The sequence below is a fragment of the Sphaerisporangium aureirubrum genome, assembly GCF_042658925.1.
GTDB lineage: Bacteria > Actinomycetota > Actinomycetes > Streptosporangiales > Streptosporangiaceae > Sphaerisporangium > Sphaerisporangium aureirubrum.
Genome location: NZ_JBHSRF010000013.1, coordinates 34,780 through 49,475 on the forward strand (window position 1 = coordinate 34,780; position 14,696 = coordinate 49,475).

The 14,696-nt window shown below is 71.0% G+C and carries 8 protein-coding genes; 5 read left to right on the forward strand and 3 right to left on the reverse strand.

The window, feature by feature from the left end; all coding sequences use genetic code 11:
- Positions 1 to 506: 506 nt before the first annotated feature.
- The gene (locus ACFP1K_RS12275) at positions 507 to 1,460 is read left to right on the forward strand and encodes a DUF418 domain-containing protein (RefSeq protein WP_380751185.1); all 954 of its coding nucleotides are present in this window, start codon (positions 507 to 509) and stop codon (positions 1,458 to 1,460) included.
- Positions 1,461 to 1,696: 236 nt separating this feature from the next.
- On the forward strand, positions 1,697 to 2,365 hold the full coding sequence (locus tag ACFP1K_RS12280) for a lytic polysaccharide monooxygenase auxiliary activity family 9 protein (protein ID WP_380750897.1): 669 nt from the start codon (positions 1,697 to 1,699) through the stop codon (positions 2,363 to 2,365).
- A 92-nt stretch (positions 2,366 to 2,457) separates the two neighbouring features.
- Here the strand turns inward: ACFP1K_RS12280 and ACFP1K_RS12285 are convergent, their stop codons facing one another.
- Positions 2,458 to 4,533, reverse strand: coding sequence for a PQQ-dependent sugar dehydrogenase (locus tag ACFP1K_RS12285; RefSeq protein ID WP_380750900.1), 2,076 nt, complete (start codon positions 4,531 to 4,533; stop codon positions 2,458 to 2,460).
- Positions 4,534 to 5,000: 467 nt separating this feature from the next.
- On the opposite strand from ACFP1K_RS12285, the gene ACFP1K_RS12290 reads away from it, so the two are divergent.
- Positions 5,001 to 6,590: a flavin monoamine oxidase family protein gene (locus ACFP1K_RS12290; protein ID WP_380750903.1), complete on the forward strand. Its 1,590-nt coding sequence runs from the start codon at positions 5,001 to 5,003 to the stop codon at positions 6,588 to 6,590.
- Between the two features lie 39 nt (positions 6,591 to 6,629).
- On the opposite strand, the gene ACFP1K_RS12295 is transcribed toward ACFP1K_RS12290, so the two are convergent.
- Together ACFP1K_RS12295 and ACFP1K_RS12300 are read right to left on the reverse strand one after the other, a co-directional pair.
- A complete protein-coding gene (locus ACFP1K_RS12295) occupies positions 6,630 to 7,742 on the reverse strand; it encodes a Gfo/Idh/MocA family protein (RefSeq protein ID WP_380750906.1) in 1,113 nt (370 codons plus the stop codon).
- Positions 7,743 to 7,881: 139 nt separating this feature from the next.
- Positions 7,882 to 8,367, reverse strand: coding sequence for a hypothetical protein (locus ACFP1K_RS12300; RefSeq protein ID WP_380750909.1), 486 nt, complete (start codon positions 8,365 to 8,367; stop codon positions 7,882 to 7,884).
- A gap of 307 nt (positions 8,368 to 8,674) precedes the next feature.
- Between ACFP1K_RS12300 and ACFP1K_RS12305 the strand changes: the two genes are divergently transcribed.
- Together ACFP1K_RS12305 and ACFP1K_RS12310 are read left to right on the forward strand one after the other, a co-directional pair.
- On the forward strand, positions 8,675 to 10,321 hold the full coding sequence (locus ACFP1K_RS12305) for an SWIM zinc finger family protein (protein WP_380750912.1): 1,647 nt from the start codon (positions 8,675 to 8,677) through the stop codon (positions 10,319 to 10,321).
- Between the two features lie 159 nt (positions 10,322 to 10,480).
- Positions 10,481 to 14,686, forward strand: coding sequence for a molybdopterin-dependent oxidoreductase (locus tag ACFP1K_RS12310; RefSeq protein ID WP_380750915.1), 4,206 nt, complete (start codon positions 10,481 to 10,483; stop codon positions 14,684 to 14,686).
- Positions 14,687 to 14,696: the final 10 nt, after the last annotated feature.

The window sequence follows — 14,696 nt, forward strand, 5'->3', positions numbered from 1 at the left end:
ACGTTCACACGGCCCAGGCTATGAGAGTCGACGCCCGTGCCGAACCAGCCGAAAGTACGGTCGTGCACGGGGGTTTCCCTGCTTTCGACCGATGCCGTCCATCGGCCGGATCCGCAGGCTGGGGCACTATGCCACCTGAGAACTCCTCCTCGGCGCCATCAGACCCACGTGATCACGGCGCGACAGCATCCTCGTCGGCGGCGACGCATGCGGCCGGTGCCGGACCGATGCCGCCGCAGACGTCCTCTCCGCCGCCGGTCCTGCGAGCTCAGGACGCGACACCACCCTTTTCGTCGGCGCCGCACGCGACGGGCACTGGGCCGATGCCGTCGCAGCCCCCTTCCTTCTCGTCGGCGGGTCCGCGTGCTCGCGACGCGGCGCCACCCTCGTCAGCGGCGCCGAGTGTGGCGGGTGCTGGGCCGATGGTGCCGCGGGACGCTTCGTCCTCCGGGCGGTCAGGGGCCGGGCAGGGGGCCGGGTCTCGGCCGAGGATCATCGCGTTGGATGTGGTGCGGGGGTTCGCGTTGTGCGGGATTCTGCTGGTCAACGTCCAGCCGATCGCCAACGCGGGGGCCGTCGTCGTGGGGCCGGGGGCGGAGGGGGGGACGGACGCGGCGTGGATGGGGCTGCTTTTCCCCATGCGCATCTATCCGATCTTCGCGTTGCTGTTCGGTGTGGGGTTCTCGCTGTTGCTGGAGTCCGCGCGAGGACGGGCGGGACGGCCTCGGCTGCTTCTGCTGCGGCGGCTGGTGGCGTTGCTCGGGATCGGGGCGGCGCATCATCTGCTGCTGTGGGAGGGGGACATTCTGGCGATCTACGCGGTCGTCGGGCTGGTGGTGCTGTTGCCTTCTACCTGGCTGCCGCGCCGGGCGGTGGCGGTGGTCGCCGCCGTCCTTCTCGGGACGGCGCTGGTGCTCGCGGGTGGGCAGGTCGCGCTGGTGCCGGGACTGCTCCTGCTGGGGTCGGCGCTGACCCGGTACGGCGTGATCGAGCGGATCGAGCGCTCCACCAAGGTGCCCGCCCTGCTGGGCCTGGCGTTCGCCGTGGCGGCGGCGCCCGCGTTGTGGCTGCAGGCCGGGGTACGGATCGACGACCCCCTGTTCGCCTACGTGTTCCCGCTGGCCGGGCTGCTGGTCGCGGGCGTGTACGTCTGCACGCTGCTGGTCCTGCTCAGGACGCCGCTGCGCTCGGTGCTGCGGGCCGTCTTCGTGCCGCTCGGGCGGATGGCGCTGACCAACTACCTGACGGCGTCGGCTCTCGTGCTGGCGATCACGCCGTTCCTCGGCGGGGCGCCGCACACCTGGTCGGCGACGAGAGTGACGCTGATCGCCGCGGGCATCCTCACCGGCCAGTGGGTGTTCTCCAGCCTCTGGCTGCGCCGGTTCCGGCAGGGACCGCTCGAATGGCTCTGGCGGTGGGCCACCTGGGCTCGCCGGCCTCCCCTGCTCCGGGCGCGGTGACCGCCGTCTCTCGCACACCGCGAGTTCGGCACAGGTGAAATTTTCAGCAGGTCAGGCGGTACGTGCCGAGCACCTTTTGGCTGGTCGCCCAACTAATTACACCACAGGCGCCTGGTCGACGTCCGGTTGACCAGGCGCTGTCATTTGTGCGCCCGTACCTGGTCAGATACTTTCGCTAATGCGGGAGCGCTCCCTTCCACCCCGGATCCCCTCGACCGGAAGACGGAGACCGCACGATGTCCCACCATCTCCTCGGCTCGCGCCGCTGGACACTCCGCACCCTCGCCCTGCTGGTCAGCGCGTCCCTGCTCAGCATCGTCCCCTTCACCGGCACCGCGTCGGCCCACGGCTCGACGATCAACCCCGCCTCGCGCAACTACGGCTGCTGGCAGCGCTGGGGCAACGACTTCCAGAACCCCTCCATGCAGCAGCAGGACCCCATGTGCTGGCAGGCATGGCAGAGCGACACCACCGCCATGTGGAACTGGAACGGCCTCTACCGTGAGAACGTCGCCGGCAACCACCAGGGCGCGATCCCGAACGGCCAGCTGTGCAGCGCCGGTCTCACCTCGGCCGGCCGCTACCGCTCGATGGACACCCCCGGCGCCTGGAAGACGACCACCCTCTCCCGCACGTTCAACATCAACCTGTGGGACCAGGCCAGCCACGGCGCCAACTACATCCGGGTCTACATCTCCCGCCAGGGCTACAACGCCACCACCACGCCCCTCAGCTGGAGCAACCTCGAACTGGTCCGTGAGACCGGCCGATACGCCCCGGGCAACACCTACATGATCAACAACATCTCCGCGGGGAGCCGCACCGGCCGTCACGTCGTCTACACGATCTGGCAGGCCTCCCACATGGACCAGTCGTTCTACTTCTGCAGCGACGTCGTCTTCTGACCTCCCCCTTCCGCCGAACGCCCCGTGGACGCGGCGACGCGGCCGGGATGCCCCGGCCGCGTCGCCCGCCGGCAACGGATCGAGCGGCGGTGCTACGAGATGCTGACGCGGAAGATGCGGTCGGAGCCGGCCGGGTCACCTCCGGCGACATCGGAGTTGGTCGTGGTCAGCCAGAGCTGGTTGGCTCCGGGAACCTTGATCACGGTGCGCATGCGCCCGTAGGAGCCCACGAAGTAGGCGGTCGGTGTGCCGGTCGTGTCGCCGGAGCCCAGCGGGATCCGCCACAACCGCTCGCCGCGCTGCGCCGCCATGTAGATGACGTCCCCGACGACCGCGATGCCGCTGGGAGAGGCGGTGCTCACCGCCCATTCACGCGCGGGGTTCTCCATGCCGGCGGTGGTGCAGGTGCCCTCGCAGACGGGCCAGCCGTAGTTGAGTCCCGGCTTGATCAGGTTGAGCTCGTCGACCCGGTTGTTGCCGAACTCCGCCTCCCACACCCGCCCCCGGGAGTCAAAGGCGATGCCCTGCGGGTTGCGGTGGCCGTAGCTGTAGACCAGCGTGCCGAACGGATTGCCGGGGGCCGGGCTGCCGGTGGTGGTCATCCGAAGGATCTTGCCGCCGAGCGAGTCGCGGTTCTGCGCCTCGTTGGGTGTCTGCGCGTCGCCGGTGGTGGCGTACAAGTAACCGTCGGGGCCGAACGCGAGCCGGCCGCCGTTGTGGTAACGGTTCTTCGGAATGCCCGTGACCAGCGCCGTGTAACCGCTCAGGGTGGTCCCGTCGTAGGTCATCCGAGCGACCCGGTTGCCCTCGGTGCCGGTGTGGTAGAAGTACACGTAATGGTTGCTCGCCCAGTTCGGGTCCACGGCCACCCCGAGCAGCCCGCCCTCGCCTCCGGTGCCCACCGTGTTGGGCATGGTGCCGATCAGGGTCTTGGTCCCCGACAGCGTCACCCGGTGAATGGTGAAGCTGTCGCGCTCGGTGACCAGCGCGCTCTGCCCGTCGGGCAGCCACGCGATGCCCCAGGGAACCGTCCAGCCGGTGGAGATCTGAGTGATGCCGGACGGCACTCCGCCACCGCAGGCCGCGGTGGTGAAGGTCACGGTGTTGCTCGCCGTGGAGGTGTTGCCCACCGCGTCCCGGGCCACCACGTTCAGGGAGTAGGGGCTGGCGCACGCCAGTCCGGTGACCGTGGTCGAGGTGGCGGGCGGGGTGCCGGTGACGGTCGCGTACACGGTGCTGCCACTGCGCACCTCGTACGAGGTCACGCCGCGGTTGTCGGTGGAGCCGGTCCAGCTCAGGTTCGCGGAGTTCGCGGACACCCCCGACGAGGTCAGGTTCGCCGGCGCGCTGGGCGGCGTGGTGTCGGACGAGGCCGAGGTGGTGCAGATGGCCTGGGAGCTGCTGGACGAGGCGTTGCCGGCGGCGTCGCGGCCGAACACCGACAGGCGGTACTGCGTGGCGGGGCTGAGGCCGGTCAGCACCTTTGAGGTCGCGGTGCCGGACGCCTCGTCGATCTTGTTTCCGTCGTTGTAGATGTCGTAGGCCACGACGCCGACGTTGTCGGTGGACGCCCCCCAGCTCAGCGTGAGCGAGGTCTCGCCGATCGCCGAACAGGCCGGAGCGCCCGGGACGGTCGGCGGCTGGGTGTCGGCCGAGGTCGTGCCGAGGTCCAGGTAGTCGAAGTTGGGGTTGCCGCCGGAGGTGGCGGCCCGCGCCCGGACGGTGTTGGTGCCGGCGCGCAGCGAGACGGTGAGCGTGCTGGTCGCCCAGGTGCTCCAGGCGCCGGTGGGGGCGAACGTCCGGCGGGACGAGACGAGCGTGCCGTTGACCAGGATGTCGCTCGGCCGGTTGCCGGTGGTCCCGTTGGCGTAGCGCAGCGCCACCGAGGTGGACCCCGCGGCGGCCGCCTGGACGGTCCACTCCACGTAGGAGCCGATCACGTTCGTGCCGTCGACGAAACCGGTGCCCGAGTACCCGGGGTAGTCCGACGCCACGCGTCCCTGGTAGATACGGGCGTTCTCGGCTTCGTAGCGGGTCGCGGCGCCGGCGGGTGGCGGGGCGAAGAGCGCCACCGCCGTCGCGATCGCCAGCATGACCGTCAGCGCGCGGCCGCGCGGGACCACCCGTAACGAACTCGGGCCGCGCTGGAGCGGCTTCATCCGTGGCATCCGACTGCTCCTTTTATCGTGGCTGAGAAGTGGGAGGTCGGCGAAAGCAGGTCTCCCCGATGTTCCGGAGGTCCAGAACGCGACCAATTGTTAGCGCTATCAATAACTGAGTCAAGATCTCTTTGTGATCTTTCCTGACACGTCGAGTCAGCCGTGTAAGTTTCATTCCTGCTGCTGAGGGAGACGTCGGCGGTCGACCGGCAAGGTCACACCGAGAACAACAGCCCGATCCCGCACGGATCCGTCGGCAAGAATGCCGGCGATCACACTCATTCCGGCTGGACACACGCCCCGCCGGCCGCCACACGCCCGGCCATGGTCGCCACATACCGGGCTGGACGTTATGCGGCAAACATCCAGTTTTATCTATATGTCGGCGAAATATGCCGAAATATACCCGGAACACGCCTGTCGATCATCGGCAACAGAGCGCGCTCACACTCCTTCAGAGATCTTGGAGGTGTTCTGTGAGTTACAGCAGGCGTGGATTCCTCACGACGGTCGGCGCGACGGGCGGGGCAGGGGCGCTGTTCGCCACGATGGGGGCCTTAGGGCTGGCGCCCACCGCCGAGGCGGCGGCGCGTACACCGTTCGAACCGCCGCGGCCCTCGGACTTCAAGCTGACGGGCCGAGGGGCCAAGAAGGTCGTCGTGCTGGGGGCGGGGATCGCGGGGCTCGCCACGGCGTACGAGCTCGGGAAGGCGGGGTACGACTGCACGGTTCTGGAGGCGCTGGATCGGGTCGGAGGGCGGAACTGGACGATCCGGGGCGGGGACCGGGTCACCGAGCTGGACGGGTCAACGCAGGTCGCGCGGTTCTCCGACGGGATCTACTTCAACGCGGGGCCCGCGCGGCTGGCGCAGTGGATGGTCACGATGGACTACGCGCGCGAGCTCGGGGTCGAGCTGGAGGTGTTCACCAACTCCAACGCGCAGGCGTACATCTTCAACGAGCGGGCCGGGATGACGGCGCCGGTGCGGTGGCGGACGGCCAAGGCCGACGTGTACGGGTACGTGTCCGAGTTGCTGGCCACGGCCGCGGACGGTGGCGCGCTGGACGGGAAGCTGACGGCGCAGGACAAGGAGCGGCTGCTCTCGTTCCTCGGAGGTTTCGGGGCGATCGGCAACAAGGCAAGCGGGTTCGCCTACACCGGGGGCGAGCGGCGGGGGCACGCGGTCGATCCGGGGGCAGGGGAGCAGCCGGGCACGCCGTTGCTGCCGGTGCCCTCGTTGTCGGACGTGTTCGCGAGCGGGGTCGGGCAGCGGTTCTCGTTCGAACTCGGGTACGACCAGGCGATGCTGATGTTCCAGCCGGTGGGGGGCATGGACGCCATCCCGAAGGCGTTCGCGCACGCCATCGGCAAGCACAGGATCTCGCTGCGGTCGAAGGTCACCAAGATCACGGACCTGCCGCACGGCGTCGAGGTCGAGTACCAGGACAAGACCGGCAGGACCCGGAAGATCACGGCGGACTTCTGCGTGGCCGCGATGCCCCCGCACATCCTGGCCAGGACCCCGCACAACCTCGGGCCGGACGTGCAGGCCGCGCTGGCCACGCCCACGGTGACCTCGTCCGGCAAGATCGGGCTTGAGTACAAACGCCGCTGGTGGGAGACCGACGAGGACATCTACGGCGGCATCACCAACACCGACCTCGACCTGTCGGTGGTCTGGTACCCGTCGTACGGCTACGGCGGGCGGCGCGGCCTGGTGGTCGGCTACTACCACAACGGCGCCAACGCGGACTCCTACGCGGCGCTGCCGCACCCCGAGCGGGAGAAGCGCGCCATCACCCAGGGCATGAAGATCCACGGCGCCAAGTACCGCGACGAGCTGGCCACGTCGGTGTCGGTGGCGTGGAAGCTGCAGCCGCACATCGAGGGCGCCTGGGTCGGCTGGCCGTCCCGCACCGGCGCGTACCAGCTGCTCAACAAGCCTGCGGGCCGGGTGCACTTCGCCGGCGACTGGCTCAGCTACATGATCGCCTGGCAGGCCGGCGCCCTGGAGTCGGCCCGCAAGACCGTCACCGAGCTGCACCAGCGGGTGCTCACGGACTGACACGAAGGGTCGTGCCCACCGGCCGCCGGGTGGGAAGCGTCACCTGGCGGCCTGGGCGGGCACGGCGTGGCCCGCCCACGCCTCCCGGCCGGTCGTGACGCCGGTTCCCGTGCGCAGCGACTCGCCGATCGCCAGGCTGATCAGGTGGTCCTGGCAGCCTTCGGCCAGCGGGTACGGCTCGGGGGCCTCGCCGCGGCACCAGTCCGTCATGCGGCACAGCAGGTCGACGACGGCCAGGTCGTCCTCGGAGAAGCGGGCCCCCTGGTACTCGTTGCGGTAGACCACCCGGCCGTCGAAGCTGATGTGGTCCAGCTCGAAGCCCTCCAGGTTGAGGTCGATGCCCGTCTGGCGGCGGACCAGCGGCGACTCCACGGGCGTCCTCGGGTCGGCCAGGCGTACGACGCGGTCGTCCACCAGCTCGCCCAGTGAGCCGCGCACGACGATGCGCCGGGTGCGCAGGGGGTTCCACCACTGGTTGTCGGTGAAGTCGTACAGGCCGGTGCCGCTCGCGAACTCCAGGGTGGCGATCGTGGTGGCCCTGTCCTCAGGGGTGGCGTCGCCCGACCAGCCGTCCTTGGACAGCGGGTCGGCCAGCGGTGCGGTGAACGAGCGGGCGTGCACCGTCGCGTCCTCGAAGCCCGCCCCCAGCATGTGCCTGATCAGCGACACCGCGTGGTACAGGTGTGTGGAGGAGATCTGCACCGACGTCACCTGCCCGATGACACCCTCCCGCAGCACGGCCAGCCGCGCCGCGTGCCCCGGCATGAGGACGTACTGCTCGGCCACCTGCACCAGGCCGGTGGACCCCACGGCGGCCCACAGGTCGCGCAAGCCGTCCAGGTCGGGTGCCGGAGGCGTCTCGGCCAGCACCGGGACGCCGTACCCGGCCACTTCCGCGGTGACCTCCGGGGTGACCGGCCACGGCACCGACGGGATGACGTACTCCGGGCGCTCCGCCGCGAGCATGTCCCCCACCGAACGGAACGTCGGCACCCCCCACCGGGCCTCCACCTCGGCCCCGCGCTCCGCTGTGCGGGTAACCACGCCCGACACCGACAACCGCTCGGGAAGCCGCCTCGCGAGGCGCAGGAAGAACTCCGAACGCCATCCGCTTCCCACGACACCGAACCGGCCCGGCCGCGCAGCACTCATGGACGTCACCCTCCCACGCGCGCCCCCGCCGGTGATCGCCGGGGGCGTCCCGGGAAATCGTGAAGGCCTCACCGGAAGTGGTCCGGCGAGGCCTTCACCGCGGTTCGGCGATCAATCCGAGCGGCTCACGAGGGTCCTATCAGTTGTAGGGGTTGTCGTAAGTCGAGGTCCTGGTGCGCTCGCGGTAAACCTGATTGATGAAATCGGAGGCCACCAGAGTGAAGGAAACATTCGCGACCGTACCGCCGTGATTCACCTCGGCGGACAGTATCGTCGCGGTGTAACCACTCGGACACAATGCCGTCGCCGAGCCGACGTTGTAGAACAGCGTGTACTGGTAGACGCCGTTGACCGCGACCCTGATACTCGGCGCGACGAAGCTGGAGACGCGGCACAGCTCGATGTAGTACTTGTACTTCGTGTTCCCGTCGTCGAACTGCAGCGTCCCGTCCGAACGGGCCAGGAGCTGGGCGTTGTTGACGCCGCCGTAGATCGCCTGCTGGATCGGCAGGGGGGCGCCGTAGGCCGCGTGCGCCGGCGTGAGCGGCAGGAGAGCCGCGACGGCCACCAGCAGACCGACGGCCAGGGACCTCGTCGAGCGAAGCCGCCGAGTAGTGGACAGCAATTCGCAACCTCCTTCGACTGACGGCGGCGAAACGCCGCGTCCGGTGTTTCACACCACGGAAAGTCAGGCGTTCCGCACCTGGAGATTATTGTCGGCGACTGAGACTGTCTAATGTGAGCCCGAGTCACGGGGCAACGCATCCCAAAAGGCAAGACGGCACTTATCAACGGTGCCGTTGAACAGGCCGGACGACGCATATTCCCCGCATTGGCCCGTGGAAATTTCATGCCCCGGGAGTACGGTCGCGCCGCGCCGTCGCGGGAAAACCGGCGCCGGAGGCCGGGCGAGGGCGGCAGTATGACTCGACATGGCGGGAAAGACGGTGACCGAGGAGCAGATCCGCGAGTGGTCGGAGGGCCAGGCCTTCGAGCGCGGCAAGATCTATATGGCCCAGGGCCGGGTCGAGGATCTGTCGGTGACGGGGACCGGCGCGACGGCCACGGTGGACGGCTCGCAGCCGTACGAGGTGCGGCTCGAACTCACCGACGCCGGGATGTCCGGCGAATGCTCCTGCCCCCAGGGGGGCGAGGGCGCGTTCTGCAAGCACTGCGTGGCGGTCGCCCTGGCCTGGCTGGACCGGTCGGGCCCGCTGGCCATGCCGGAGGCCCCGGAGAAGATCGGCGACGCGCGGCTGCGCGCGTTCCTCACGGGCCAGGACCACGAGTGGCTGGCCGACGAGCTGATGCGGGCGGCCTCGGCCAGCCCGGTACTGCGCGCCCGGCTGGAGGTGGCGGCGGGGGGCGACGTGCGGGCCGCGCTGGACGACGGGCGGCTGCGGCGGCGCCTGGGGAAGGTGGTCAAGGCCGGCCGTACCGCCACCGCCAAGGAGCAGGACGAGCGGTTCGCCGAGATCGAGGCGGTGCTCGGGGAGGTGTCGGGGCTGGTGGGGGCCGGGTTCGCCGGTACCGCCGCCGGGCTGGCCGAGTACGCGATCGACCTGCTCGTCCCGTACATGGAGCGGGACGGATACCTGGTGTCCAGCACGCTCACCCAAGCGCGGCGGATCCACCTGGAGGCCTGCGCGACCGGCCACCCCGACCCGGTGGCGCTCGCCGACCGCCTGGTGGACCAGGCGCTGGCGACCGGCCGGCTGTTCGTGGACGCGCTGCCCGGGTACGCCGAGGCGCTCGGCACCGCGGGGATGGCCCGCTACCGGGAGCGCGTCGAGCAGGCCGTCGACGACCCGGACGCCGAACCGGCGACGGTCGCGCGGCTGCGGGAGCGGCTGGCCGAGCACGAAGGGGGAGCCGACGCGCTGATCGCGCTGCTGGCGTCCGGCAAGCCCTCCGGCCAGGACGTCCTGCGCATCGCGCGGGCGCTGGTCACCGAGGGCAGGGACCAGGACGCCGTCGGGTGGATCAGGCGCGGCCTGGAGGACTCCCCGGCCGACGCCGATCTGCGCGGTCTCGGCGCCGAATGCCTCGTGCGTGCCGGGGACCGCCGGGGAGCCGTCGAACTGCTGTGGCCCGTCTTCATCGGCGCCCCCACCCTGGTGACCTACCGGGCACTCGCCGAGGCCGCCGCCGGTCACTGGCCACGCTGGCGCGACCGGGCGCTGACCCTTCTGCGCGACCAGCTCACCGAGGCCGGCGACCCGTACCGCTTCGGCATCCTGGTCGAGATCCTGCTGTGGGAGGAAGACGTCGAAGGCGCCTGGCAGGTGGCCGGCGCGGGCGGCATCTCCGAGAACCTGCGGCTCCGCGCGGCCCGCGCCCGCGCCGCGACCCACCCCGCCGACGCCGTCCCCCTGCTGCTGGAGCTCGCCGAGCAGGAGATCGTGAGCAAGCGGAAGTGGGCCTACCCCCGCGCCGCGCAGCTCCTCGCCGAAGCCCAGATCCTGTCCGCCCGGGCCGGGACCGGCGACGACTTCGACCGCCACATGGCCGCCCTGCGCACCCGCCACAAGGCCAAGCCGGCCCTGCGTCTCCAACTCGATCTGGCCCGGCTGCCCTGACCCGCCGAGCCCACGGCGTGAACTCGATGCTGCCTTTGTAAAGCGGATGTAACCGGCGGATGATGACAAGGGTGACAAGCGCGTAACAGGGCCTTTCTATGGTGCCGTGGTGACGTTCCCGCCACCGACTGTCGGGGTGGCAGTTGAGGGGGGAGTCAGGTGACGGTGACCGAGCCGGGGCGTGCCACCACCACCGCGGTGAAGACGGTGTGCTCCTACTGCGGCGTCGGCTGCGGCATGGTGCTGGAGGTCGACCAGGACCCCGGCGGGCGGCGAAGGGTCGTGCGGGCCGTCGGGGACAAGGAGCATCCGGCCAACTTCGGGCGGCTGTGCACCAAGGGCGCGACCACCGCCGACATGCTCGGCGCGCCGGGGCGGCTCGGGACCGCGCTGGTGCGGGCGGAGCGCGGGGCCGTACCCGCCGCGACCCCGGTGGACGCGGCGATCAGCGAGACGGCACGGCGGCTGCGCGCGATCGTCGACGAGCACGGGCCGGACGCGGTGGCGTTCTACGTGTCGGGCCAGATGAGCCTGGAGGCGCAGTACCTGGCCAACAAGCTCGCCAAGGGCTTCGTCGGGACCAACCAGATCGAGTCCAACTCCCGGCTCTGCATGGCCAGCGCGGGCACGGGGTACAAGCTGTCGCTCGGCGCCGACGGCCCGCCCGGGTCGTACCAGGACTTCGAGCACGCCGACCTGTTCTTCGTCATCGGCGCCAACATGGCCGACTGCCACCCCATCCTGTACCTGCGGATGATGGAGCGGGTGAAGGCCGGGGCGCGGCTCATCGTGGTCGACCCCCGACGCACCGCCACCGCCGCCAAGGCCGACCTGTACCTCCCGATCGCCCCGGGCACGGACCTGGCGCTGCTCAACGGGCTGCTGCACCTGCTGGTGGAGAACGGGCACGTCGACGAGGAGTTCGTCGAAGAGTTCACCGACGGCTGGGAGGCGATGCCGGAGTTCCTGGCCGGCTACCCGCCCGAGCGGGTCGCCGAGATCACCGGCTTGGCCGAGGACGACATCCGCCGGGCCGCCCGCATGATCGGCGAGGCCGGCGAGTGGATGAGCTGCTGGACCATGGGCCTCAACCAGAGCACGCACGGCACCTGGAACACCAACGCGCTGTGCAACCTGCACCTGGCCACCGGCGCGATCTGCCGCCCGGGCAGCGGCCCGTTCTCGCTGACCGGCCAGCCGAACGCCATGGGCGGGCGCGAGATGGGCTACATGGGCCCCGGGCTGCCCGGCCAGCGCTCGGTGCTGGTGGAGGAGGACCGCCGCTTCACCGAGGAGCTGTGGGGCATCCCCCCGGGCACGCTGCGCACCGACGTGGGCAAGGGCACCGTGGAGATGTTCTCCCAGATGGCCGAGGGCCGGATCAAGGCGTGCTGGATCATCTGCACCAACCCGGTGGCCTCGGTCGGCAACCGCAAGACGGTCATCGCGGGCCTGGAGGCCGCCGAGTTCGTCGTCACCCAGGACGCCTTCGCCGAGACCGAGACCAACTCCTACGCCGACGTGGTGCTGCCCGGCGCGCTGTGGGCCGAGGGCGAGGGGGTGATGATCAACTCCGAGCGCGGCCTCACCCTGCTCAACCCCGCGGTGGACCCGCCCGGCGAGGCGCTCCCCGACTGGCAGATCATCGCGCGCGTGGCCCGCGAGATGGGGTACGCCGAGGGGTTCGCCCACGCCACGGCGGAGGAGGTCTTCGAGGAGATCAAGCGGGCCTGGAACCCGAAGACCGGCTACGACCTGCGCGGCGTGACGTACGACCGGCTGCGCGCGGCCCCGGTGCAGTGGCCGAGCGCCACGGCGGACGGCGACGGCCGCACCCCCATCCGGTACCTCAACGACGGCGTCAGCCAGCACCTGGCCGAACGGCCGGACGGCACCCGGCCCCGGCTGGTCTTCCCCGCCGCCGGTGGCCGCGCGGTGTTCTTCGCCCGCCCGCACATGCCGGCCGCCGAGCTGCCGGACGACGACTTCCCCTTCGTGCTGAACACCGGCCGCCTCCAGCACCAGTGGCACACGCTGACCAAGACCGGCAAGGTCGCCAAGCTCAACAAGCTCAACCCCGGCCCGTTCGTGGAGATCCACCCCGGCGACGCCGAGCGCCTCGGCGTCCGCGAGGGCGACTCCGTGCAGGTCACCTCCCGGCGCGGGCGCGCGGTGCTGCCCGCCGTGGTGACCGACCGGGTGCGGCCCGGGGACTGCTTCGCGCCGTTCCACTGGAACGACCTGTTCGGCGAGTACCTGAGCGTCAACGCGGTGACCAACGACGCGGTCGACCCGCTGTCGTTCCAGCCCGAGCTGAAGGTCTGCGCGGTCTCGCTCACCAGGGTCGCGACCGCCGCGGACACGGGCGACGGCGACAGGGCCGCCACCGGCCGCGCGGACGAGAGCGGATGGCCCGCGGCGACCGTCCCGCAGCAGGCCGCCCCCCTGGCCCGCCTGTTGGGGCTCGACCTCTCCCCGCCGTCCTTCGACGCCAACGAACGCCTCTACCTGTCAGGCTTCCTGGCCGGGCTCGCCGCGGCCCCCCCGGACACGTCCGGCGTGCCCGTGCTGCCGGCCATGGCCCCCTTCGACCCCGGCCACGCGCTGTGGGTCGACGGGGCGCTGGCCGGGATGTTCTCCCGGACGGCACCCGGCCGCGCCGGGGTGGCCACCCTGGCGCCCCCCGCCCCCGAGCGGCGCGAGGATCGCCGCCTGGTCGTCCTGTGGGCCTCGCAGACCGGCAACGCCGAGAGCTTCGCCGCCGCCGCCGCGCGGATCCTGGCCGAGAGCGAACGCGTGCCGGCGCTGCTCAGCATGGCCGACTGCGCCCCGGCGACCCTGGCGGACGACATCGACCTGCTGGTCGTCACCAGCACCTTCGGCGACGGCGACGCCCCCGACAACGGCGCCGACTTCTGGGACCGGCTGGCCGCCCCGGAGGCGCCCCGCCTGGAAAGGGTGCGCTTCGCGGTCCTGGCCTTCGGCGACACCAGCTACGCCGACTTCTGCGGCCACGGCCGCCGCCTCGACCAGCGGCTGGAGGACCTCGGCGCCGTGCGGCTGACCGCCCGGGTGGACTGCGAGCCGGGCGACGACCAGTCGGCCCAGCTGTGGCTGAAGCAGGTGCTCCACGCCCTGACCGCTCCCCCGGCCGTACTCCCCGGCACGGGTCCGGACGGCCCGCCCGCGCCCCGTCCCGCCACGGCCGGCCCGGCGCTCGCGACCGCGACCCAGGCGGACGGACGGCAGGCCAGGGAGACGTCGTTCGTCGCGCGTCTGACGGGCAACCGGCTGCTCAGCCTGCCCGGCGCCACCAAGGAGGTGCGGCAGTTCACCTTCGACACCGGCGAGGAGCCGTTGCCGTACAAGGCGGGCGACACCCTGGGCGTGTGGCCGGCGAACCCGCCCGAGCTCGTCGCCGAGTGGCTGGCGGTCACCGGCCTGGACCCGGCCGCCGTCGTCACCGTGGACGGCGAGCAGGTCACGCTGAGCGAGACTTTGCGCCACCACCACGACATCAGCAAGATCACAACAGACCTGCTGCGGTTCCTCGCCGACCGCGTCCGCGACGACCGCCTGCTCAGGAAGCTGCTGCGCCCCGACAACCGCAACGAACTGGCCCAGTGGACGTGGGGCAGGCAGGCCGTGGACGTCGCCGCCGAGTTCCCGGTGCCCGCCTCCGCCCAGGAGTGGGTGGACGTGCTGAAGCGCATGCAGCCACGTCAGTACTCCATCTCCTCCAGCCCACTGACCAGCCCCGGCGAGATCAGGCTCACCGTCTCGGTGGTGCGGTTCGACAACCGGCACGGCCGGCGCCGCAACGGCGTGTGCTCCGGCTACCTCGCCGACGTCCCGCTCGGCACCCCCGTCCCGGTCCACGTGCGGCGCTCCCCCCACTTCCGCCCGCCTGCCGACCCCGCCACCCCGATGGTGATGGTCGGCCCCGGCACCGGCATCGCCCCCTTCATCGGCTTCCTCGACGAACGCCGCGCCCGCGGCCACCGGGCCCCCAACTGGTTGTTCTTCGGCGAGCAACACCGCGCCACCGACTTCTACTACCGCGGGGAACTGGCCGAGTTCCGCTCCGACGGCGCCCTGACCAGGCTCGACCTGGCCTTCTCCCGCGACCAGCGCGCCAAGGTCTACGTCCAGGACCGGATGCGCGAACAGGGAGCCAGACTGTGGTCCTGGCTCCAGGACGGCGCCCACCTCTACGTCTGCGGCGACGCCACCCGCATGGCCAAGGACGTGGACAACACCCTGCGCGAGATCGCCCGCGTCCACGGCGGCCTCTCCCCCGAGGCCGCCGACGCCTACGTCAAGAAACTCACCACCGACCGCCGCTACGCCCGCGACGTCTACTGAGGCGGGACCG

Bases quoted from the DNA above. Each gene is read 5' to 3' on its own strand.
- ACFP1K_RS12285 (WP_380750900.1), bottom strand. From the start codon at position 4,533: ATGCCACGGATGAAGCCGCTCCAGCGCGGCCCGAGTTCGTTACGGGTG.
- ACFP1K_RS12295 (WP_380750906.1), bottom strand. From the start codon at position 7,742: ATGAGTGCTGCGCGGCCGGGCCGGTTCGGTGTCGTGGGAAGCGGATGG.
- ACFP1K_RS12305 (WP_380750912.1), top strand. From the start codon at position 8,675: ATGGCGGGAAAGACGGTGACCGAGGAGCAGATCCGCGAGTGGTCGGAG.
- ACFP1K_RS12280 (WP_380750897.1), top strand. From the start codon at position 1,697: ATGTCCCACCATCTCCTCGGCTCGCGCCGCTGGACACTCCGCACCCTC.